The organism is Agriterribacter sp. (genome assembly GCF_035497235.1).
Lineage (GTDB): Bacteria > Bacteroidota > Bacteroidia > Chitinophagales > Chitinophagaceae > Agriterribacter.
The window spans coordinates 37291-60034 of record NZ_DATJEB010000016.1; the positions used below are offsets into that span (position 1 = coordinate 37291).

At 40.6% G+C, this 22744-nt stretch carries 17 protein-coding genes and 1 pseudogene; 15 read left to right on the top strand and 3 right to left on the bottom strand.

Annotation, left to right across the window (positions count from 1 at the left end):
• Positions 1 to 24: 24 nt before the first annotated feature.
• Positions 25 to 519: pseudogene (locus tag VL121_RS05460) on the bottom strand (sensor histidine kinase).
• 82 nt (positions 520 to 601) lie between these two features.
• Positions 602 to 940, bottom strand: a complete 339-nt coding sequence (locus VL121_RS05465; RefSeq protein WP_325402977.1) for a hypothetical protein — start codon at positions 938 to 940, stop codon at positions 602 to 604.
• Between the two features lie 317 nt (positions 941 to 1257).
• Here VL121_RS05465 and VL121_RS05470 point away from each other — a divergent pair, with 317 nt between their 5' ends.
• Positions 1258 to 1548: a hypothetical protein gene (locus VL121_RS05470; protein WP_325402979.1), complete on the top strand. Its 291-nt coding sequence runs from the start codon at positions 1258 to 1260 to the stop codon at positions 1546 to 1548.
• Between the two features lie 222 nt (positions 1549 to 1770).
• Here the strand turns inward: VL121_RS05470 and VL121_RS05475 are convergent, their stop codons facing one another.
• A complete protein-coding gene (locus tag VL121_RS05475; RefSeq protein ID WP_325402981.1) occupies positions 1771 to 1968 on the bottom strand; it encodes a hypothetical protein in 198 nt (65 codons plus the stop codon).
• Between the two features lie 262 nt (positions 1969 to 2230).
• Here VL121_RS05475 and VL121_RS05480 point away from each other — a divergent pair, with 262 nt between their 5' ends.
• The 14 genes from VL121_RS05480 to VL121_RS05545 all read left to right on the top strand — a co-directional run bounded on the left by VL121_RS05480 (position 2231) and on the right by VL121_RS05545 (position 22025).
• Positions 2231 to 2626 carry a RidA family protein gene (locus tag VL121_RS05480; protein WP_325402983.1) on the top strand — a complete coding sequence of 132 codons (396 nt, stop codon included), beginning with the start codon at positions 2231 to 2233 and terminating at the stop codon, positions 2624 to 2626.
• 4 nt (positions 2627 to 2630) lie between these two features.
• Complete coding sequence (locus VL121_RS05485; protein ID WP_325402985.1) at positions 2631 to 3602, top strand: 3-hydroxyacyl-CoA dehydrogenase family protein; 972 nt, start codon at positions 2631 to 2633, stop codon at positions 3600 to 3602.
• An 80-nt stretch (positions 3603 to 3682) separates the two neighbouring features.
• Positions 3683 to 4987: an aspartate aminotransferase family protein gene (locus tag VL121_RS05490; protein WP_325402987.1), complete on the top strand. Its 1305-nt coding sequence runs from the start codon at positions 3683 to 3685 to the stop codon at positions 4985 to 4987.
• Between the two features lie 40 nt (positions 4988 to 5027).
• The gene (locus VL121_RS05495; protein WP_325402989.1) at positions 5028 to 5990 is read left to right on the top strand and encodes a 3-hydroxyacyl-CoA dehydrogenase NAD-binding domain-containing protein; all 963 of its coding nucleotides are present in this window, start codon (positions 5028 to 5030) and stop codon (positions 5988 to 5990) included.
• Positions 5991 to 6149: 159 nt separating this feature from the next.
• Positions 6150 to 7238, top strand: a complete 1089-nt coding sequence (locus tag VL121_RS05500; RefSeq protein WP_325402991.1) for a dipeptidase — start codon at positions 6150 to 6152, stop codon at positions 7236 to 7238.
• A gap of 224 nt (positions 7239 to 7462) precedes the next feature.
• On the top strand, positions 7463 to 8815 hold the full coding sequence (locus VL121_RS05505) for a hypothetical protein (RefSeq protein ID WP_325402993.1): 1353 nt from the start codon (positions 7463 to 7465) through the stop codon (positions 8813 to 8815).
• Between the two features lie 177 nt (positions 8816 to 8992).
• On the top strand, positions 8993 to 10618 hold the full coding sequence (locus tag VL121_RS05510) for a glycoside hydrolase family protein (protein ID WP_325402995.1): 1626 nt from the start codon (positions 8993 to 8995) through the stop codon (positions 10616 to 10618).
• A gap of 41 nt (positions 10619 to 10659) precedes the next feature.
• Positions 10660 to 10929: a hypothetical protein gene (locus VL121_RS05515; RefSeq protein ID WP_325402997.1), complete on the top strand. Its 270-nt coding sequence runs from the start codon at positions 10660 to 10662 to the stop codon at positions 10927 to 10929.
• 131 nt (positions 10930 to 11060) lie between these two features.
• Complete coding sequence (locus VL121_RS05520) at positions 11061 to 12521, top strand: GDSL-type esterase/lipase family protein (protein WP_325402999.1); 1461 nt, start codon at positions 11061 to 11063, stop codon at positions 12519 to 12521.
• Positions 12522 to 13007: 486 nt separating this feature from the next.
• Positions 13008 to 16172: a SusC/RagA family TonB-linked outer membrane protein gene (locus VL121_RS05525; protein WP_325403001.1), complete on the top strand. Its 3165-nt coding sequence runs from the start codon at positions 13008 to 13010 to the stop codon at positions 16170 to 16172.
• Positions 16173 to 16207: 35 nt separating this feature from the next.
• Entirely contained in the window at positions 16208 to 17818 is a 1611-nt protein-coding gene (locus tag VL121_RS05530; RefSeq protein WP_325403003.1) for a RagB/SusD family nutrient uptake outer membrane protein, read from the top strand.
• Between the two features lie 229 nt (positions 17819 to 18047).
• On the top strand, positions 18048 to 19670 hold the full coding sequence (locus tag VL121_RS05535; RefSeq protein ID WP_325403005.1) for a hypothetical protein: 1623 nt from the start codon (positions 18048 to 18050) through the stop codon (positions 19668 to 19670).
• 65 nt (positions 19671 to 19735) lie between these two features.
• On the top strand, positions 19736 to 20998 hold the full coding sequence (locus VL121_RS05540; protein ID WP_325403007.1) for a mandelate racemase/muconate lactonizing enzyme family protein: 1263 nt from the start codon (positions 19736 to 19738) through the stop codon (positions 20996 to 20998).
• 10 nt (positions 20999 to 21008) lie between these two features.
• Positions 21009 to 22025, top strand: coding sequence for a D-2-hydroxyacid dehydrogenase (locus VL121_RS05545; RefSeq protein ID WP_325403009.1), 1017 nt, complete (start codon positions 21009 to 21011; stop codon positions 22023 to 22025).
• The last annotated feature ends 719 nt before the right edge of the window (positions 22026 to 22744 follow it).

Here is a 22744-nt window from a genome sequence, read left to right on the forward strand (position 1 = left end):
CTGGCAATGTTGCCTCATTGCATATTACCCGTGTGCCGGAATTGTTTTATGATGAGTATGAGCCGTTGAGGTTGGGCATGCAAAAGAAACATAAAAAATGGTACCGCCACCCTTCCTGTTTTCAAACCACAGCTTGCCTTCATGCGCATCCATAATTTGCATGCATATGGTCAAACCCAGTTCGTGAGAAGGTTCCCCGGAACTACCTTATCTTTTAGAATCATCGGTCATCATGAATATTTTTTCTTTCAGGTTTTCCGGGATACCGATACCCCTGTCTTTTATGACTACTGTGGCACGGTTGTCTTTCAGGGTGAAGTCACTATTAATATCACTGTTTTCAGGTCCAAATTTTAAAGCATTTCCGATGAGATTACTGAAAACACGCCATAGCTTCTTCCTGTCTGCATGTACGGTACACGGAACCGCTTGTAATTTTATGATTTGCTTTTTCTCCATTGCTTTGGGCGCAAGCATATCCACACAATAAGAAACCCGCACTGCCAAATCCACGGGCATTTTTTAACATCGTTCCGCTGCTGACCAGTATGCAAAATCTCCGCTATTAATTTAATAGCATGGTTACTTGTTTTGCTGATCATTAATTCCGCCAGTTTGGCAAGCGGCCAGGGTAAATCTTCAGCAGCGCGATGGGGTAAGCTATTGATTCTGACCGTTGTATATAAGCCTCTTTAAAGAACCTCGCTGCCTCATTATAACGTTTACGTTTATATGCAATTTTACCAAGACAGGTAGTGGAGTTGGTGAGCTGGCATGCGTCACCTGTTTTTAAAATGGCTTCCCTTGCCAGGAAATAGAAGCCAAACGCTTCATCATATCGCTTAAGCGCATGCAGGTCATCGGCTTTATACGATAAGGCAATAGCATACCAGTGCAGGTATTCCTTTTTTTGTCTGAGCTGCTTAACAATCATAAGCATGCTGTCTGAATACATTAAAGCCCTGGCATAATCTCTTTTCCGCTAGTATAAACAGGATGGGAGTCAAAATTTTTCCTTCACGCTTCATGGCAAACGTTTTTCAAACTGCATTCAAAATTTTGTGTTATATGCATAAACGTGTTTAATGTTCGTAACGAATGCAAGCTTATACAGCGTTTATACCATGTGGAGGTTAACAGCGGATGATTATACGATTATGTTACTGCGGTTATTCTTTATGAGGTTGAATATTTACCTGATAAAAAAAACTACATCTTCGCAGTACAACCAGCTACCAAAATGAAACATTTTTTGTTTTGCTCATCCTGCATATACTTTGTTCAGGTATATTGTTTGGCCGGCAAAAAGTGCGTATCATTAATAAAAAAGACCTTTCCTTCCCGGAAAACATTACAAAAGCGGTAATGGGTAGTTCGCGTATTTATCCTCAGCAAAGTACTCCGGCGTTTGGAGCTAATCAGGGCCGGATCACCAAAGGAGGGAGCATGTTGCCTTTTGGGGCCATTGCCGATCATATCCGCATTGATAACAGTTGGCCTGTTTACTTTCCCGGCACCTTCGATGTAGAAGAAGAAGGCGTGTTGTGAGTTAGATAGGAACGTTGGGCTTCGATGTTATGCCAGCGCCGTATTTTCTTAGTAGGGTTGCTTGGATTTCCGCAGAGTTGCCCTGCTAATTTTTCTTATCCAGCACATTACTATATTGGTCTAATAGCTTATTTACCGTTTCGGAAATGTTGATTTGCTCTTTATCCGGAAACTGCTTGTTATCAATTTTAGCAAGCAATAACAGGGTTTTGTATAAGCGGTTCAAGCGTTGCCCGGCCTGCGAAAGGTCGTCCAGCAACCTTGCAGGTTGCGGCTGGTTAATGCGGTAATAGCATTGTTTAATGCTGTAAATTCTGCAATATTTGTTTGTTCAAAACGGGGTACTTCATTTTTTCTATCAAAATAAGCTACAATGCTTTTACTCAACTCTTTTTCATCTTCAACAATAAGTATCTTCATTTCAAAAATATTTCGTAAAATAAGCTACTGATTCTGAATGAAAGCTGAATTCCTGATCCTGTCCCTTGTTGTTATTTGTACATCCCCCCTTAACAGCTTGCGGTAACTGGCAGGGCTGCCGGAGAACGATGTATTGCTCCGCTCACGCTTTTTTCTGAAAAATAATACTATAAATCCGGACAAAAGTAACATCTCCTAAAATGCAGGACTGCTAATTTTGGCATGCTATGGGAATCTGTATGTAAAATTTAAAAACTAATGTATGGGAAAGACAGGTGTTCATCATCCCGACAGGGATATTTCTTTTGTTACCGGCGCTTATTCGGATGCCGTGTTAACAGGCGGTTTTTTATTTGTTAGCGGACAAGCATCGGTTGATTTCAAAACTTCAAAGTTTATATTGGGAACGATTGAAGAGGAAACACGGCGCACCCTTGATAATATCAAAGCCATTGTTGAAGCTGCGGGAGCTACAATGGAAGATGTAGTGAAATGTACAGTGCATTTAAGCGATATCAGCGAATTTGATCGCTATAACAAAATATATGCTACTTATTTTCCGGGCATTAAGCCGGCCAGAACCACTGTGCAGTCTGTTTTGGCAGAAGGTATAAAAGTAGAAATTGATTGTATTGCCAGATTATCCACCCAAGCTTAAGTTAATGACAGGTATTAAAGACACCAATATAGGGATTGTAGGCGTAGGTTTAATGGGCAGCAGCATTGTGGCTTCTCTTCTGGCGGCCGGACATACGGTTAAAGCCATCGCTCCGATTGCAGGTGAGCAGGAATTGGCAGCCATGCGCATTAAAGAGCAGCTCCAGCTTTGTGAAAAAGGATCACTCTTAACAGAACCGGTAGCGTTCTATTTATCTTCTTTAACGATTTCAGAGGATTATAAGGCGTTACATGATTGCAGCTTAGTAGTGGAATGTATTATTGAGGACATTGAGATCAAAGAAGCGGTTTTCAAAAAAATTATAGCCTCGGTTGGTAAGGATACTGTTTTAGCGAGCAACACATCTGCCATACCGATCAGTATGTTGCAGACATTTATTCCCAATCCTGAAAGGTTCATTGGTATTCACTGGGCCGAACCTGCTTTTGCTACCCGCTTTCTCGAAATCATTTGCGGTGAAAAGACCGCTCCTGAAACTGCCGATTGGGTATTTGAGCTGGCTCATCAGTGGGGAAAGGAACCCACATTGCTCAGGAAGGATATTAGGGGATTTATTACCAACCGCCTGATGTATTCGATATACAGGGAAGCTTTAACGCTGGCAGAGAACGGGCATGCAACGATTGAAGATGCAGACAAAGCTTTCAGGTATGATGCGGGTTCCTGGATGACGCTCATGGGTATTTTCAGGCGAATGGATTTTATGGGTTTGCAGGATTTTCAGGTAATATTCAATTCCTTATTTCCCGGTTTGAGCAATACCGGCGAAGTGCCCGCTGTTGTGCGGGAATTGATGGACCAGGATGCGAGGGGGACGCAGAATTGTAAAGGCTTTTACAGCTACACGGAAGAGGAGTGCAGGAACTGGGATAAGGCTTTTGAGGCTTTTAACCAGGATATATACCGGCTGGCAGCCTTATATCCGTCTGAAACGATTAGCCCTGTATTGAAGTAGTGCTTATATTTAAAGCGGTAGTACGGTCGGTACCCGATGGAAGGAGGGGCAGACCGCACGATAAACTGAGATTTAACTCAATGGAAAAAAATAAATACACACAATCTGCAAACCTGCTTGAAAGGGCAAAGAAAGTAATGGCTGGTGGTGTTTCTTCCGAATTCAGGAAATACAATCATCCGCATGCCATCTTTTATACGCATGGCAAAGGAAGCCGGGTATATGATGTTGACGGTAATGCCTACCTCGATTTTACGTTGAGCCAGGGTCCCCTGATCCTGGGGCATTCCCATCCGCATGTGCTGAGATCTGTAAATGAATATTCGCAGCAGGGGCAATTGTTTGCAGGACAGCACATCAAAGAAATTGAGCTGGCAGAAACCATCAACCGCTTAATTCCTTCGGCGGAGCTGATGCGCTTTTGCTTAGATGGATCGGAAGCCGTTCAAACCGCTTTAAGAGTAGCAAGGGCTAAAACAGGTAGAAAAAAATTTTTACGTTTTGAAGGACATTATCACGGCTGGCTCGACAACATGTGCTGGGGCATCTCAGCGCCTTCCGCAGCCGCTTTGGGCAGCAGGGAACAGCCGGAAGTATTTCCATGGACAGAAGGTCTGCCCGATCGCGTGAGAGACGAATTTATTATAGCGCCATGGAATGACATGGATACGCTGAAGAAAATCATAGCCGAACATCACCAGGAAATTGCCGCCATTATTACGGAGCCGGTGATGTGTAATAACGGCTGTATCATGCCGGCCGAAGGCTTTTTAGAGGGCCTTCGTGAAATATGTGATCAGTATGGAATGGCGTTGATTTTTGATGAGGTCATTACGGGCTTCCGGTTAGGGCTTGGTGGCGCCCAGCAGTATTTTAATATCAGTCCCGATCTTTCCATCTTTGCCAAAGCTATCGGTAGCGGATACCCGATAAGTGTGATAGCGGGAAAAAAGACTTGGATGCATTTGATTGAAGAAGCAAAAGTAATTCATGCTGGAACGATGAATGCGGGCAATCCTACTGTTGCCGCAGCGCTTGCTACCATCGAGGTGCTGGAAAAGGAAAACCCATATCCCTTAATGTTTCAATATGGAAAAAAATTAATGGAAGGCTTAGGTGAAGCGGCTGCGCAATACGGGCATAGCCTGGTTATTCAGGGTCCCGGCCCCATGTTTCATATGGCTTTTACAAACAAAACTGAAATAAAGGATTACAGGGATACGCTGGACCTGGATCGTGTTAAGCTGGGGAAATTCGTTGCAGGCATGCACGACAGGGGTATAAGAATTATTGGAAGAGGCTTATGGTATATCAGTGCAGCACATACTGCTGAAGATATAGACCATGCTGTTAATACAGCGGCAGAAGTGTTCAGCAATATATAAACCGGCATGAGTTGCATTACTTATGCTCAAATAAAAAAGCATGGCATTAAACGGAGTTAAGAAAGAAACGGTGTTGATCGCAGGAGAAGGGAAACTGGCATTTAGTATTGCTGCTTGTTTGTTGCAGTCGGAATATCCGGTGGTACTGTGCACGGAAAATAAGAATGAGGCTAAAAAAAATATGGCTGTTCATTATACCGACTTACTCCGGCATACTGGTCAATCGTTTAATAGAAAGCAATTGGAAGTTACAGATACCCTGGATACCGAATTGCACTATAAATTGGTTGTGGCTGTTACAGGTGAAGATGTGCCCGGGAAAAAATCGCTGATAAGGGAATTGGAAAGAAAGCTGCCGGCAGGTTCGCTTATCGCTGTTAATACGGAAAGTATTCCGTTGTGCATTTTACAGGAAGGCGCCAGGCATCCTGAGCGCGTCATAGGACTTAACTGGACAGAACCTGCGCATACCACCTATTTTATGGAGATCATTGCCAATGCAAAAAATGACAGTGTGTTGGTTAAACAATTGGCCAACGAGGCAAAAACATACTGGGGTAAAGACCCTTACATTATTTCGGGCGAACTTGGTATTCGCGCCAAAATGATGGCTGCTATGACAAGAGAAGCTTTTTACCTGGTAGAGAAAGGTTATGCTTCCATTGAAGATATTGACAGGGCTTGCAGAAATGACCCCGGCTATTATTTGCCTTTTGCAGGAAACTTCAGGTATATTGATCTGATGGGCGGCGCCGGGGCTTATGGAAGAGTGATGAAAGACCTGAATCCTGAACTGTCGAAATCAGGAAAAGTGCCTGAATTTTTTACAAACGCTGCTCAAAAACCCGATGGGTTTAAAAGAAATACAGGACTATATGAATACCAGGAAGGCGATATGGAAAAATGGGAAGAAACATTCCGGGAATTCAGTTACCGGATAAAGCAGGTTATGGATAAATATCCCTTTGCTTATTCTGTACAACAAAAGCCCGCGGAGGTTTAATACGCCACGAATACACGAATGAAAATACATTAGATATTCGTGCATTAGTGGCTGATTTAAGTTGTATTCATAAATCAGCCCGCTTGCAGTCCGCTGGAATTCGTGGCAATAAATACGTTATTTTATGGTAAACGAAACAATAATTATCCGCTTAATGATATGAAGGAACGATTTATTATTGATGCGCATCTTGATCTTGCAATGAACGCGATAGAATGGAACCGTGATCTCACGCGTCCGTTAGAAGAGATAAGGTTAAGAGAGATGAATTTGAAAGATAAAAATGACAGGGGCAGGGGAACAGTATGCCTGCCTGAATTGAGAAAGGGAAGCATTGGACTGGTAGTAGCTACCCAGTTATCGCGGGTAACGGCTTTTGGAAGCTCATTGCCGGGATCAAGCTGGAATTCGCCGCAACAGGCATGGGCTATGACGCAGGCGCAGCTTGCCTGGTACAGGGAGATGGAAGCTTTGGGGGAAATGGTACAGGTTACCAATTTGCAGCAGCTCGAAAATCATTTATCATTATGGAACGATGCAAGTATAGCCGATGAAAAAAAAGCCATTGGATATATACTGAGTTTGGAAGGCGCGGATTCTTTAGTGGATGTTTCTTACCTGCACAAAGCGTATGATTATGGATTGAGAGCTGTAGGGGTATCGCATTTTGGCCCGGGAAGATATGCGCCCGGAACAAAAATGACCGGCCCGCTAAACCATTTGGGTGTTGAACTTTTAAAAGAAATGAGCAGGTTGAACCTTATCCTTGATGTAACCCATTTAACGGATGAAGGCTTTGACCAGGTAATGGAAATATACCAGGGACCGGTGTGGGCAAGTCATCACAACGTGAGAGCGATAGCGCCAACCCAGCGGCAGTTGAGCGACGACCAGGTAAAACGTTTAATAGAAAGAGATGCAGTAATCGGCGGTATGCTGGATTGCTGGGCAATGGACAGCCGCTTTATTGATACGGTATCCGACCCCTGGCAACTGAACATCCGCCTTGAAAATTTAGTAAATCACTGGGATCATATCTGCCAGATAGCGGGCAATAGTTTGCATGTGGCTTTTGGTACCGATTTAGATGGAAATTTCGGAACAGAACAGTCGCCCTGGGATATGAACTCCATCGCTGATCTTCAAAAGTATGAAGCTATCCTTTATGCCCGTGGGTATACAACTGAAGACATTGACAATATATTTCATAAAAACTGGATCAGATTTTTGCGGAAGGCGTGGAATTAATGTGGAGATGTGGGAATGTGAGAATGAATTTGAAAATGAGCTAATTTGAAAATTTGAGAATTGGAAAATGGATTTGAAAATTGATGAAATGCTTAGCCGGGGTTAATTCAATCGCAGATGTGGTAGAACCAATAGTTTAGCATTGTTCTGCAGTACCGCTTCCTCTACTTTGCAAGGAGAGGGAGAAGGAGGGTGAGGCTTTAGATTTATAAAACTAATTTCGTATGAATTCTTTTTTTGCCGGCGCCGCCCAAACAGATATTACGCCACCGTTGGGAACCATCATCAACGGTGAGTTTGTGGCTTTTTATGCGCATACTATTCACGATCCTTTGTATTCAAAAGCATTGGTCTTACGCGATGGCATAACTACTATTGCTATAGTGATAGTAGATATCTGCGCGATGGAAAAAGAATTTATCGGCGAAGTAAAAAAAGAGATACATGAACAGGCAGGCATAAAAGCAGAAAATATTTTAATAGCGGCTACGCATACCCATTATGCCGGATCCATAGTGGATTTATTAGGCGGGCCTTGCGATTTAGCATACCGGAAAAGCCTAAGCGCTAAAATTGTTCAATCAGTAAAAAACGCTTTGGCGGTATTGCAACCCGCAAAGATCGGACATGCTTCAATCAATGTTCCGGAGCATGTAGTATGCAGGCGCTATTATATGAAGCAGGGTTATAAAGCGTTAAATCCTGTAACGGGTGGTTATGATATAATTAAAACAAACCCGGCAGGCGGCGAGGATTTTATTGAAAAGAGAGCTTCAGAGCCGGATCCGGAATTAAGCTGCATTGCAGTAACGTCTGCAGCGGGAGAATGGATCAGTGTGCTAGCCAATTATTCCATGCATTATGTGGGCGATTGCGCCAACGGAACCATCACAGCGGATTATTTCGGCGTATTCTCCAGGCATATTTCGGCCAATTTAAAAGCAGGAAAAGATTTTGTGGCCATGTTGAGCAACGGAACCAGCGGGGAAGCCAATATCTGGGATTTTTTGCAACCGGATCGCTACCCAAAAGGAGACCATCAGAAGAAGGAAGTGATAGGGAAAGACCTTGCGGCGAAATTGAGTGAAACAATAAAAAATATACAATGGCAGGCCAATCCTTTATTGTCTGCAGCTTTTAAGGATGTAACATTAGGCGTTCGCAAGCCATCCGTTGCAGAAGTGGAAGCTGCAAAAGAAATCGTATCTCAAACAGACTACCGGCTCATTACTCCCGACCAGGAAGCGATGGTTAAAATATATGCACGGGAACAGGTGCTGCTGAATGAATATCCCGATACGATTGAATTTCCTGTACAGGCATTAAAGATCGGGGATATTACTATCGGCGCGCTGGGAGGAGAATTTTTTGCGGAAACCGGCCTGGCTTTAAAAAATAAGATCAACACCGGAAAATATTTTACGATCACCATGGCCAATGGATACATCGGTTATATACCACCCGCCCATGAAATAGAAAAAGGCGGTTATGAAACATGGAGGTGCAGGAGCAGTCATGTGAAAGAGGAGGGGGAAAGCATTGTAAGAAATGCATTGTATGAAATGGCGAAAATGTAAGAGAGTAAGATCGTAAGATTGTAGGACCGTAAGACCATAAGACCGTAAGAGAGTAAACTGTAAGGGAATAAGAATTTTCATCTTACAACCTTGCTGTCTTACCATCTTGCAATCCTCGGGTCTGCCTTTGTTCTGTATTAAGGTTTAAAATAAATTGCGGAAACTAATAATTAAGGGATGATGAAGCTGCTATATAACCTCACATTTTGTTGGTTGGTTGCTTTGCAGGGTTGCAACGATTCTGCTGATCCGGTAGCCGTCAGGCATCGTTTGATTTATAACAACGATGGCACAGAGATTCTGGGTAACAACTGGTTTAACAAAAGACCATTGACGCTCGGGGATCTTAACCGCTATGTAGACATGGTTGCGAATTCGCAGGTTACCACATTTATGATCTGTTCCGGTAGCGACTTTTTTTACTATCGTTCAAAGTATGGCAGTATAATAGGTGATGATAAAAACGGGCAACTGAACTGTGGAAAAAATACAGCGTTATATAATACGCTTCGCCGTTTTTATCATAACGCAATGGTGCTGGATAAAGAAGGAACAGATATAGTAGAAGCTACATTGAAAAGAGCTAAAGAAAAAAAACTGGAAGCGTTTATTACTTACAGGATGAACGACCTGCATTTTGCAGATACCACTACACAATGTTCTATTCAATATTCAGATTTTTGGATAGCGCATCCGGAATGGTGGACAAACGATACCACGCTGACAGGCTGGCACAGCAATAATGCGCTCGATTTTGCACACAAGGAAGTACGCGATCATAAATTAGGCATCATTAAGGAGCAGTTAGAAAAGTATGATATGCTGGATGGTTATGAACTGGATTTTATGCGCTTCATTGTGTACTTTAAACGTGGCGAAGGAGTAAAGAATGCGCCGTTAATGACCGGGTTAGTGAAGGATATAAGGAATATAGTAGATTCTTTATCCCATGTACGCAAAAAGAAAATATTGCTGACGGCAAGAGTACCGCCAATGATTGAAACCTGTATAGACAAAGGCTTGGATGTGAAAGAATGGGTAAAACAGGGGTTGCTTGATTTTGTTACGCTGGGTATTCACTGGTTAGGTGAGCCTGCTATGCCGGTGGCGCAATTTAAAAAAGACCTGGGATATGATACTCCCGTGTATGCCACTATAGATGATGGTGGATATTTGCCCCGGGAAGTATATTCTCACGGTATGTACAGAGGGATGGCTTCACATGCTTTGGCACAAGGCGCGGATGGCATCAATTTATTTAATTACTTTTTTACAGAATACAATAATGCAGGTGGGCAACTTCATCCATTAGAAGGTACAGAAGTATGCCGCACCATCGCGCCTGAATTGTTGCAGGAGATAGGTTCACTGGAAACATTGAAAAAAAGAAACAAGATATATAGCTTGTCAGATGGCGCCAGTTCTTATGGGTTACAACCCAATAGTCCATTACCACTAAAGGTGACAGAGAATGCCGGGGCTACTATATATGTAGGGGACGATGTTCAGGAAGACCAACCCGAAGAAATTGTTTTATTTGTACGAACCAATACGCGGGACACTTTATCAGTTTCAATCAATGGGTATTTTTTGCAACATCAAAATCCTGCATATCCGCAACTATTTGATAAGTTGCAGAACATAAAGGATACTCAGAAAGTATCTGCTTATATAGTACCTGCAGCACATTTGGTGCAGGGAGAAAATAAAATTAACTTTTCCACCACCGGTACCAACGTTGTAGTACAGCGTATTGAGCTGGCGCTTAAGTATGGTGCAGTTGAACAGTATGGCTTCTTTTAGATGATATTATTTTTCTAACAGCGTTTGCAATTGAATTTCCTGTGCAGGCATTAAAGATCGGCGATATCACTATTGGCGAACTGGGAGGAGAATTCTTTGCAGAAACTGGTTTGGCTTTAAAAAATAAGATCAACACCGGTAAATACCTTATCATCACCATGGCCAATGGATATATTGGTTATGTTCCCCCTGCGCATGAAATAGAAAAGGGCGGTTATGAAACATGGAGGTGTAGGAGTAGTCATGTGAAGCTCGAGTCCGAAGGAATGATAAGGGGTCAATTGAAGGAACTGATTGGTAGTTTTTCGTAAGGAAGAATTTCTTAAACTCTTCTAACGGTCTCTGTTAAAAGTATTGTTTGAACACAATTAATTTAATAAAGTAAACAATGATTTTGCATTTTTTAATTAAAAATTTTAGCAGTTCGATAAAATGGATAATATTGATAGGTATTCTTTTTGTCCATCATTGTTCTCTTCTTGCACAGGTACAAAACGAATTTAATGGGCAGGTTCGTCATCTTAAAACTGAAAGTGGGCTGGAGTTTGGGTTGTGGGGGGGAAATGGAGGTTCCTCTCAGGTACCTATCCTATTTATATTAGCTAACACAATAGATGAAACTTTAGGCAGTGAGTATTTTCGGCAGTGTGGAACAAGGCTGGCGAAACAATATGGATGGTTATGTGTATCTCTTGACTTACCCTATCACGGTAGATTTCAGAGTGAAGGATTTCCCAAAGAGTTAAAGGGATGGGCTAATGCTGTTCAGCGTAGGGAAGATTTTGTTTCGGATAATAATTTGAGGATGAGGGAGATACTGGAATTTTTGATTCAAAGGGGATATGCCGACCCAAAAAGAGTTGCTGTTTGTGGAACATCAAGAGGAGGATACCTAGCGCTTCAGTTTGCAGCATTTGAAGAGCGGGTGAAGTCGGTAGCTGTATTTGCACCAGTGACAGATTTGTTTGTATTACACGAATTTAGTGACTTTAAAAAAGATGTTTCCCCAGACTCATATTCTTTGGCTAATCGTATAGTTGAGTTGTCAAAAAAAAATGTTTGGATTGCAATTGGTAATCAGGATCAAAGAGTGGGAACAGATCAGGCTGTTCGATTAGCAAGGGAGATAAGTAAATTGTCAACTGAGCATATCAAGGGTAGAGGTGAAATAGAGCTGAATGTTATGTTTGAACCCGGAGGACACACCACTCCCCGAGGTGCAATAAATCGGGCTGTGGAATGGATTCATAGTAGATATACAACCTTATTAACAGCTCCCAAATGGGATAGTACATCCCGGCCAGACATTTTTAAATCAAGGGTTGAACTGTTTAGATCTTTGCCTCATTCAAAGAAAGATATTGTTTTCTTAGGAAATAGTATTACGTTTTGGGGAGAATGGAATCAGTTAACAGGATTATCTCGGATAAAAAACAGGGGAATACCTGGAGATATAACTTTTGGGGTTCTTGAGCGACTTGATGAGGTAATTGATGGAAAACCTCAAAAGGTCTTTATTTTAATTGGTATTAATGATCTGGCAGCCAATATCCCTGATAGTATTATATTGTTGAATTACAAAAGAATAATACATAGGATTCAGACTGGAAGCCCCTCTACAAAAATTTATTTTCAAACTATCCTTCCTACAAATGATATCCTTAATAAGGGATATTCCATTTATACCAAAGATGAGAATATTCGGAAAATTAATGACGCTTTAAAGCAAATTTCTTTTGATAGCAATCGAATTGAAGTAATAGATTTATATGAATTATTTGCTGATGAATCAGGTAAATTAAAGAAAGAGTATACCTGGGATGGAGTTCATTTGAATAAAAATGGATATGATCAATGGGTAAGATTATTAAGAGATGGAAAGTATTTGAAACGCCGAAAATAAATAACAAGTATCACGATTACGTAACCGCTTTTTCTTTTTATAAGAAACAAATATTGCAGTATGAAGCAGAGATAGAATTGTTGTTTAAAAAGAAGTTCCCTCCTATACAAACGAAGCAATCGCTACACAGGAAGTCATTCATACATTAAAATCAGTTCAAAGTTTTGTAAAACGAAGCCTTGAGGAATTACTGAATTATATTCTGACGAAACATCTGCCAGACAAGCGGTTGACAAAGAACTTATTTTATGTCAGAGCCGGACTGAGTAGAGTTAAGCAACGATTATGATATTATTGAAAAATAGTACTAATAATGTAAATAAAAGTAGAAGAGATGCAGGTGTGCCTATATTAAATTTGAAAATTCTTTCACGGGTATTCAGTTTTTTCGTAATCAGTAATAAAAGCTGAGCATCATAAAAATGGACAATCTCGGGGAAGTAACTCACAATAAACATTTAAAGAATCAAACCAAAAACTACATTTATGATGTATAATTTTTCTGCACAGGAGTGTATATTATGTTTTCGGTATAAAGCAGCGAAAATACCGGTTCCAAAAAGATTACTGCATCTGCTGATTTTGTTTCAGCTTTATAGTGTGGGTGCATTTGCGCAAACAACTATCAGGGGTATAGTTACAGATTCAGAAGAGCGACCGTTACAAGGCGTAAGTGTTGCTTTAAATGGAACTTCAATTGGAACCACAACAGATGCCGCAGGAAAATATTCACTTAATCTTGCTAACGCGAAAGGGCATTTAATATTTAGCTTTATTGGCTTTACAAGTATGAAAATTGACATTGCCGGGAAATCCGGTGAAATTAATATAGTATTAGTATCGGATAATGCTCGTTTAGATGAAGTGCTTGTTGTTGGTTACGGTATCCAGAAAAAAGAAAACCTGACAGGTGCAGTTTCATCAGTTAGTTCGAAGGATATTCAGAACCGGCCAGTTAGTAATCTGGCCAATGCGTTACAGGGAACAATGCCTGGATTTCTTGTAACACGAACCGGCGGAAAACCGGGAAGTGAGAACATTGAGATACAGGTTAGGGGAGCGACATCTGCGAATGGAGGTGTGCCGCCTCTTTTAGTGGTAGATGGAATAACTACTCCGATATTTACCTTGCAAACTATCAATCCAAATGATATTGCCAGCATCTCTGTCTTAAAGGACGCCTCGGCGGCTGCAATTTATGGTGCACAAGCAGCAGGGGGAGTAATTCTTGTCACGACAAAATCAGGTAAATCAGGTAAAACAAAATTTGAATATTCAAATTTATTTGGAGCAGACTGGGCATTGAATATACCAAAAAGACTAACGCTGTTGCAGGAAGCTGAGTATAGTAACCTTGCAAGGGCAAATGCAGGTGTAGCTCCTGAATATAGTGAATTTGATCTGGAAAATATTCGGAATAATGTTGATCATATTATCCATCCAACGCTACCGATATATTATATATATTATAATCAAAAAGACCATGTTAAGGAGACATTGCGTAAGTATAGTTTTATGAATACCCATAACTTATCTGCGAGTGGAGGAACAGATAAGCTAAGCTATTCAGCTTCATTGGGTTTGTATGATAAGAAAGGTGTCTTTAAAGTTGGTCCTGATGGACTAAAACGCTATAATGCGCGTTTAAACCTTGGTGCTCAGCTTACGAAACATATTTCGCTTGATTCAAGATTATCTTATTCGTTACAAAAGCAACAAGGAGCATCTACAGATGCAGATGGACAAAACCTTTTTTTTCAAACTTATCATTTCCGTCAGCAATATCCCATCTTTACACCAGAAGGCAGACTGAATGGGTACGGCACGGGCAACTATACCTACGCCCGTTTGTTGGCAGGGGGATATGATAATACGGACAGAAACTACTTTGATGGCATCTTCACTCTAAAAGCAGCAAATTTTGTTAAGGGGTTACAATTGAGAGCTGTTTATGGAGCGCAGTATAGAACGGAAAACAGAAATAGGTTTAGGCGTACAGTTGAATTATGGGGGCGTTCAACTGTAATTGATTATCTGAATAATCCTAATTCATTTCTTTTAAGTAAAGGAACTGTTATTAATAATAATTTACAGTTTCTGGCAGATTACGATTTTAACATAGGTAACAAAAATAAATTTCATATTCTGGCAGGTTATCAATGGGAGGATAGTCGTAATTCCCTGCTGTCTTCAACAGCAAGTAGTTTAGTTAGTAATGATTTACCTTCTCTGAACCTAGCTAATGTGGCGAATAAAAACTCAACAGAAGCTATCAGCACCTATGCTTATCAATCTTACTTCGGTCGTTTTAATTATAGTTATGATGATAGATTTTTATTTGAAGCTACGGTAAGAGCAGATGAAAGTTCACGTTTGGCCCCCGGTAAGCGAATTAAATCGTTTCCAGCCGCTTCCGCGGGATGGAATATGCATCGCGAAAATTGGTTTAGCAATGCCTTTCCCTTCATTAGTACATTTAAACCAAGAATTTCGTGGGGTAGATTAGGCAGTGTTATCGGCGTTGGAGACTATGCTTATCTGGATTTGCTTTCTACAAACTCCAACATCGTACTTGGTTCACCAGAAACAAGAGTTACTTATTTTTATCAAGACATAACACCCTCTTCCAGTCTAACTTGGGAAACTGTTGAAACAACAAACGGAGGGGTGGATTTCGGATTATTTCAAAATAAGCTTCAAATATCATCGGATTATTATGTAAAATATAACCGTAATATGTTTACGCCGCTTCTTTTGCCTAGTACATTTGGTGTAGGTACCCCGCGCATTAATAATGGTAAACTCAAATCATGGGGTTGGGAAGTGGACCTAAAATATTTTGATAAGATCGGAAAAAATATAGAATATTCTCTTGGCTTCAATCTCTCGGATACTAAAAATAAACTCATCTCTTATGCCGGTAGGCGTATTATTTTGCCTGGTTACAATCAGATAATAGAAGGATATCCGCTCAATTCCTTCTGGGGGTATAAAACCGATGGCTATTTTAGTACGACTGAGGAAGCTAAAGACTGGGCATTTCAAAATAATCTTACTGATGCTGGAGACATAAAATATCTTGACCTTGATGGCGATAAAAAAATTAACGGCGGAAAAGGCACTTCCGAAGACCACGGTGATCTGGTGTATATGGGATCAGATCAACCACGCTATGCTTTTGGATTTACCGGAAGTATGACTTGGAAAAACATTGACTTTTCGTTTTTTTTCCAAGGCATTGGTAAGCGTTCTATTTCTCCCTCAAGCAATGCCATAATACCTTTGGTGGAGGCATGGATTCAGCCATTGGCAATTCATCAGGATTATTGGACAAAAGAGAATCCTAATGCAGTATTTCCGCGTCCTTATTTACAGGGACGGCATAATTTTTTACCTGCTGATAAATGGCTATTGAACGGGCAATATTTACGATTGAAAAATATTCAGATGGGCTATGCCTTTTCAGAGACTTTGCTCAGGAAAATTAACATCTCCCATGCGAGAATATATTTTAGTGGACAGGATATACTCACTTTCTCAAAAATGGGAGTTTTTAAATCAATCTTTAATCCAGAAACCAGGGGCAACGGGGCAGGAAGCGACTATCCCTTTTTTGCTACTATCTCAATGGGCCTGAATATTACATTATAGCTGCTTTCAATTCATTCACTATAAATTTTAATCAAATGAATCCTATAAAATATATAATTTTAATTATCTTTTTAACTTTTGCAGGTTGTAAGGTTGACCGCCTTCCAGAAACGGAATTGAGCGATCCTTCTTTCTGGAAAAGTGAAAGCGATTTAAAGTCCGCTACCAATTATTTATATACTTTTTTGCCCACGCTGCCTGTTGCTAGTGATATTTGGTCTGATGATGCTTTTGGGGCTGTTGCGAATAACATTAGCGATGGTACCCGATCTGCTCCGTCTTCGTCTACAGATTACAGTTTACCTTATAAATTAATCCGGGCTGCAAATGTAATTATTGAGAAAGCCCCACGAATTTTACAATCCGGAGTTTCTGAAGACCGGATAAATATATACATTGGAGAAGCCCGTTTTTTTAGAGCTTGGGCATACTTTCAGCTCGTTCAAAAGTATGGAGGTGTACCTTTAATTTTGAAGCCTTTGCTGGAAAATGCTCCTGAACTTACTGCTGCTGCCGCTTCAAGAGAACAGGTATATCAGGCTATTTATGATGACCTTGATTTCGCCAATGGAAAACTACCCACGCCAACAATATTGGGAACCAATGATTATGGACGTATATCCAATACAGCCGCACTATCTCTTAAAGCTAGGGTAGCGTTGTTTGAAGGGACACGTTCTAAATTTCATGCGTACAGTAATGCATCGGAACATCTGAGAATAGCTATTGAAGCAGCAAAATCTGTTATGGATAGTAAAGAGCATAGCTTGTTCGGAAGTTACTTTAATCTCTTTCAACCCGAAGGAGATGGCAGGCAGAATAAGGAAAATATTTTGGTCAAGCAATACGGAGTAAGTATAACAAATAATGTGCTGAGCCATAATTCGGCCAATGACATAGAAAACGGAGCTGCAAATCCCACCAGGGCCTTAATAGATTCCTATTTGATGGAAGATGGATTGCCCATTAACAAATCACCACTTTATCATACACCTTCTAACACTGTTGAAGTGTTTAATGACCGTGATCTTCGGTTAGGCAATACAATTATGAAGCGTGGAGATCCTTTTGTTCCAGGCAGGCCGGTTTTTGATGTTGCGGATCTTAGTAGACAGCGAACAGGCTTTATGTCCCGAAAATTTTTTAACTACAATGATCATGAAAGCCGGAGAGGATTTATGGATTTTCCCATAATACGATATGCTGAAATATTATTAATATTTGCAGAAGCAAAATATGAATTAACGGAAAGTATTACAGATGATGATTTGAACGAAAGCATTAACCTGTTGCGTAGTAGAGCCGGCCTTCCAGCTTTAAATAATAATTTTATCACTACTAATTTGCTTGATATGAGAATGGAAATTCGTAGGGAAAGAAGGGTTGAGCTTGCTATGGAAGGCTTTAGGTACTGGGACCTTATTCGTTGGAAAACTGCTGAAACAGAACTTCCCAAAGAAGTAGTGGGGAACTATTTTTTTTCTGAATTTGGTACAGCAGTTTCACCAATGCTCACACCCGACAATTATATCTTATTGCAGAAGGCAGATTCCCGTAGTTTTAATCCGAACAGGGATTATTTGTGGCCGCTGCCGGTTGTAGAACTCGCATTGAATCCATCTTTAATACAAAATCAGGAATGGTAATGGGGTGCATAATTATTTAGTGGCTTTCCACTGGGTTTTAATTTTTTAAGGGTAATAATTTATGTCTAAAGTTCAGGTAAGATAGTGGATGTTTATCCCTCTTTTATGTGCCTGCAGTTTAATGCGGTTCTATTTTTACATATCGTCACGCCTTTATACATAATAGATTATATTTCGAAGGGTTATATACAAGTGGTTAATAATTATAAATATTTATTCAGATTGAATTATGGAACAAAAAAAAATAAGCTCAAGGCGTAAGTTTCTACAAAACTCAGCATTGACTGCCGCTGGGTTTACGATGGCCCCATCTATAACAATCGCTCAACAGGAATATAATGATTCTGAAAAGGAGACTTCAGATGACTTTAGTGAGAGAACTTTATTTGCTTTTGATGATCATAGCATCCCGTGGCAACATAATCTGAAAGTTACCCTGGTTGAAGCTACCAAATATCCCGGTAACCCAGTTTTGAAATCAGGTTTAAAAGGTGCACCTGATGAAGGACACGCTATTCTTTACGGTACCGTTATTAAAGACGGTAACAAATTTCGTATGTGGTATCTGGGGATGTTTGAAAATGAAATATTAAATGGTCAGGCACCTGGCTACTGGCGTCCAATGTGTTATGCAGAAAGTATAGATGGAATAAACTGGATCAAACCTGAATTAGGTTTGGTCACTTTCAATGGCAATAAGCGTAATAATATTTGCCAGATTGAGGGTACGCCTGAATCTTGGACACGTGTAAATGATTTCCTTTCTGTTCTATATGAACCTAATGATCCTAATCCCTTGCAACGATATAAAAGCGTTTATATCGCTCATGTACCTTATAAAGATGTTTACGGAGGGTCAAAAACCAATCGGGTTATCTGTGCTATCTCTGCCATAAGTGCGGATGGTTTGAGTTGGAAAGTGGTAGGAGACCGTGCTGTTCACGCAGAGGGTGAGCCTTTCGAAGTAACCAGCATATATCGCTTTGGTGATTTTTATTACTCAACGGGGCAAATATTTGCACCCTGGTCGTGGCTACCGGAGAAGAGAGATGTCACTCGTGTGATGATTGCGTACCGGTCGCCAGATTTTCTCACATGGTCTAAGGCAAAAGCATATGCATTTATTCGCCCCGGCCAACTTACGAATCCTCCTGTAAAAGGGCAACAGGTGCATATGGGTGCGGGACTTTGGAATCGAAATAATGTTTTGATAGGTCTTTATGGGATGTGGGACGATGGAAATGAACCGCCTGAACGCAGAACTGGAGAGGCCCACCTTCGCGGAACACATGTTGATCTTGGCCTAATAGTAAGCAATGATGGCATTCATTTTCGGGAACCAGTTTCTGATTTCAAAATTATTGAACGGGGTAAGGAGGGTGAGTGGGATAATGTTGCTCTACTTCAGGGACATGCCTTTGTGAATGAAGGGGAATACACAATGATTTGGTATTCCCATTGGGATACTAGTGGACTAATCAAATCAATGGATATTGGACTTGCTACCTTGCGAAGAGATGGTTTTGGGTATCTTTCCCGTAAACATGAAAAAGAAGATGCACATTTTATTACAGCGGCTTTTACTGCTAAGAAAAAAGAAAAATTAGTAATAAATGTAGATGGACTGAAGGCAGAAGCACCTTTAAGGGTTGAATTATTGGATAACCATGATAAACCCATAGAAGGCTATTCAGGAACCAATGCTGCCCTGATTACTACTAGTGGTACCCAACTTAAAGTTTCGTGGCCAAGGGGAAATTATCTGCCAGTCAATCAGAAGTTTTCGGTGCGGGTAACATTTCCTGACAATAGTAACGCTAAGGTATATGCGCTATATATTTCCCGGAAATAATATAAAGCCTACAGGTGAAAGTTTAGGTTATTATTTTTGTTTTAACTGAGTTAAACATTATTTCTATGAAAATTACTGACGTCAAAACTATATTGCTCACTGGTCCTTGTACGATGGATCCATACCTCACAGAATCACGGAAGTTTCGTAGTGCTGCGTTTATATGTATTGAAACTGATAGCGGATTAACTGGGCTTGGAGAAACGTACGCAGGATATTTTTTCCCCGAAGGGGTACCTGTAATCGTAGATTTTTTTAAGCCAATACTTATAGGAAAAGGCGTTGACGATATACCGGAATTATGGCGTAGGATGTACCATTGCGGTAATTTTTGGTGTCGTGTTGGACTTGGTGCGATTGTGTTAGCAGGAATTGAAGCTGCGTTATGGGATTTGAAGGGCAAAGCGTTAAAATTGCCTGTGCATAAAATTCTCCGTGATGCTTGGAAGAACAACTTTTTGGTGGATTATACTGATAAAAATGGATTTACTGAACATTTGCGGCTTCCATGTTATGCAACTGGAGGGCCTAGCAATTACCCTTTGGAAACTCTTGCGAAAAAAGTAGAATTTTATTGTTCCCTGGGCTTTCAGGGAGTTAAGGTGGGTGCGGGTACTTTTTCGAAAGAAAAAGGTTTTGAAATAGCTGATGAACCTGCTGCCGCAGCTGATATAGAAGCAAATAAAGCGGCGTTTATTCGGAAGGAATTTGGTGCTGACTTGTGGCTAATGATTGATGCACATATGGGTAATAGCCCTGATGTTACCTGGGGGTTGGAAACGGCAACTGCTGTCGCAAAAGTTCTTGAGCCTTTTAACCTGTTTTTTCTGGAAGAACCATTGCATTATACGAGGCCAGATCTTTACGGCGAATTGTGCAAGAATACAACAACTACAATAGCCGGAGGAGAATGCCTCACCGCAGTTTGTGAATGGCAATCTTTTATTGAACAGGATAGTTTTGAAATAGGTCAGCCCGATGCGTCATTCACCAGCGGACTGGACCAGTTTATGCAAGTGGCGGCAATGCTCGCTAAACGGGGTCGGCATATCGCAACTCATTCTTGGGGTGCTGGCGCCTCGCTTATGCAGAACGTCCATTGTGGTTTCGCCTGCCCAAATACCACAATGCTTGAAATTGCTCCTGCTTATGGACCACTTCATGATGAAATAATAGGAGATAGTCTTGAGATAAGAAATGGCTTTGTCTTACCACCACAAAAACCCGGATTGGGAATTACTTTGACAGAGGACACAATACGCCGTTTCCCATTTATTCCTGGAACGGGAGAATTTAACAGTGTTCCCGGCAAAATTTTACTTACTTAACAAGAACAATATGATTAATGTGTTAATTGATATGCCAGTTCATGATTCTCTATTAAACTCTTTGAATAGCTTGCCTGGAATAAGAACACAAATAATTAAAACACCAGCAGAAGAGCTACGTTCATTACCAGTGGAGCAAATTATGAACTGCGAAGTTTTATTTTGTACTACCCCACCTGTAAATCATGCATGTATGTTGAAGCTGAAAATGATTCAAATCAGTTCGGCTGGTTATACTCAGCTTGTAGGTCAGAATTTTGAGGAGCGAGGAATAAGGGCATGCAATGCACTTGGAGTCTTCGATGTACCTATTGCAGAATGGAACATTGCAATGATGATTAATTTAATGCGAAACATGCGCAGTTTGATGCATAATCAAGATTCACAAATATGGGATCGTTCACCATGTTTTCAGCGTGAATTAAGGGGGGCTGTAGTGGGGATTTGGGGATATGGAGGAATTGGCCGCGAAACTGCACGACTTGCGAAATCCTTAGGTATGAAGGTTCATGTTTTGTGTAGAAGTGAGATTAAGCAGCGTACAAACTTCTATTCTGTAGAAGGAACAGGTGATATAGAAGGAAAATTGCCAGACCGTATATTTTTGATGGATAAGAAAAAAGAGTTTTTGGAAGGACTGGATTTTCTTATCATGGCTATTCCCCATACAAACAGCACGGAAGGGATTGTAGGCGAAGCAGAACTTAGAATGCTACCTCCACAAGCTTTTCTGTTGAACCCTGCACGTGGTCTTTTAATTCAGGAACAACCTTTGCTAAACGCGTTACAAAAAGGATGGATTGCAGGAGCTGCATTGGATACCCATTATCATTACCCTATGCCGGCTAACCATCCTTTGTGGGCAATGCCGAATGTTATTATGACACCGCACATATCTGGCTCAAGTGCCGGTACAAGGTTTCTTGACAGGGTATGGGATATTTTTATCCAAAATGTAAAAAAGCTACAGAATAGTGAAACACTTTTAAATGAATTAACATTTGCTCAATTGAGTGGTAGAGCTTAACTCTAATGGGTCACCTTTTAAATGACTTCGTTTGCAAGATATCCGGGTATTCATCCATTAACCTTTATTGTTATATTCCTTCGGGTAGCACACATTCTTAAGCGTATACAGGGTTTACAGCTAAATGGAGAAGCCGTACATAGAGATGCCTACTGTTCGCTTATCATTTCAATATGAATAGTGGAACGTGACTATTGGTTAGAATTATTTTGCAGAGTTAATAAAAAAAATAAACAGGATTGGTAAGAAAACAATATGAAGTATATCAAAACATTAAGCGAAAAATGATATCCACATTTCAGAGTGCATGTTGAAAACATTTGTAACAGACGGAGTCTACGATATTTATACTCATTCTTATAATCCCGCATTTTCCTGAAGCTGAAAGGACCTTTTGGAAGAAGTAGATCTATTTGGTTGTGAAGAACACTGTAATGCATGGCTTTATTTTTTGGGATGTATGCAAAACAGCAGATCGCATTACAATCAATGCATGGGTGATAAATGAAATATGATAAAATAGCACAAACCTGAGCTGGTCGTTGATGGTGGTTTCGTTCGGAGATGATTCCGTTCAGATTGCGTGGCAGTTGAAACGTGGTTTGTTGTGCATACTTAAAGTATATAATTGCTACGCTTGCATATGAATGTCATTGGTAACAAAATAGTGTTTCGCAGCTTGGCGTTACCTATTTGCAGGTTGCAAAGAAAATTAAGAA

Coding starts and splice junctions, on each gene's coding strand:
- VL121_RS05465 (WP_325402977.1), bottom strand. CDS start 940: ATGCTTATGATTGTTAAGCAGCTCAGACAAAAAAAGGAATACCTGCAC.
- VL121_RS05475 (WP_325402981.1), bottom strand. CDS start 1,968: ATGAAGATACTTATTGTTGAAGATGAAAAAGAGTTGAGTAAAAGCATT.
- VL121_RS05480 (WP_325402983.1), top strand. CDS start 2,231: ATGGGAAAGACAGGTGTTCATCATCCCGACAGGGATATTTCTTTTGTT.
- VL121_RS05485 (WP_325402985.1), top strand. CDS start 2,631: ATGACAGGTATTAAAGACACCAATATAGGGATTGTAGGCGTAGGTTTA.
- VL121_RS05490 (WP_325402987.1), top strand. CDS start 3,683: ATGGAAAAAAATAAATACACACAATCTGCAAACCTGCTTGAAAGGGCA.
- VL121_RS05495 (WP_325402989.1), top strand. CDS start 5,028: ATGGCATTAAACGGAGTTAAGAAAGAAACGGTGTTGATCGCAGGAGAA.
- VL121_RS05500 (WP_325402991.1), top strand. CDS start 6,150: ATGAAGGAACGATTTATTATTGATGCGCATCTTGATCTTGCAATGAAC.
- VL121_RS05505 (WP_325402993.1), top strand. CDS start 7,463: ATGAATTCTTTTTTTGCCGGCGCCGCCCAAACAGATATTACGCCACCG.
- VL121_RS05510 (WP_325402995.1), top strand. CDS start 8,993: ATGATGAAGCTGCTATATAACCTCACATTTTGTTGGTTGGTTGCTTTG.
- VL121_RS05525 (WP_325403001.1), top strand. CDS start 13,008: ATGATGTATAATTTTTCTGCACAGGAGTGTATATTATGTTTTCGGTAT.
- VL121_RS05530 (WP_325403003.1), top strand. CDS start 16,208: ATGAATCCTATAAAATATATAATTTTAATTATCTTTTTAACTTTTGCA.
- VL121_RS05535 (WP_325403005.1), top strand. CDS start 18,048: ATGGAACAAAAAAAAATAAGCTCAAGGCGTAAGTTTCTACAAAACTCA.
- VL121_RS05540 (WP_325403007.1), top strand. CDS start 19,736: ATGAAAATTACTGACGTCAAAACTATATTGCTCACTGGTCCTTGTACG.
- VL121_RS05545 (WP_325403009.1), top strand. CDS start 21,009: ATGATTAATGTGTTAATTGATATGCCAGTTCATGATTCTCTATTAAAC.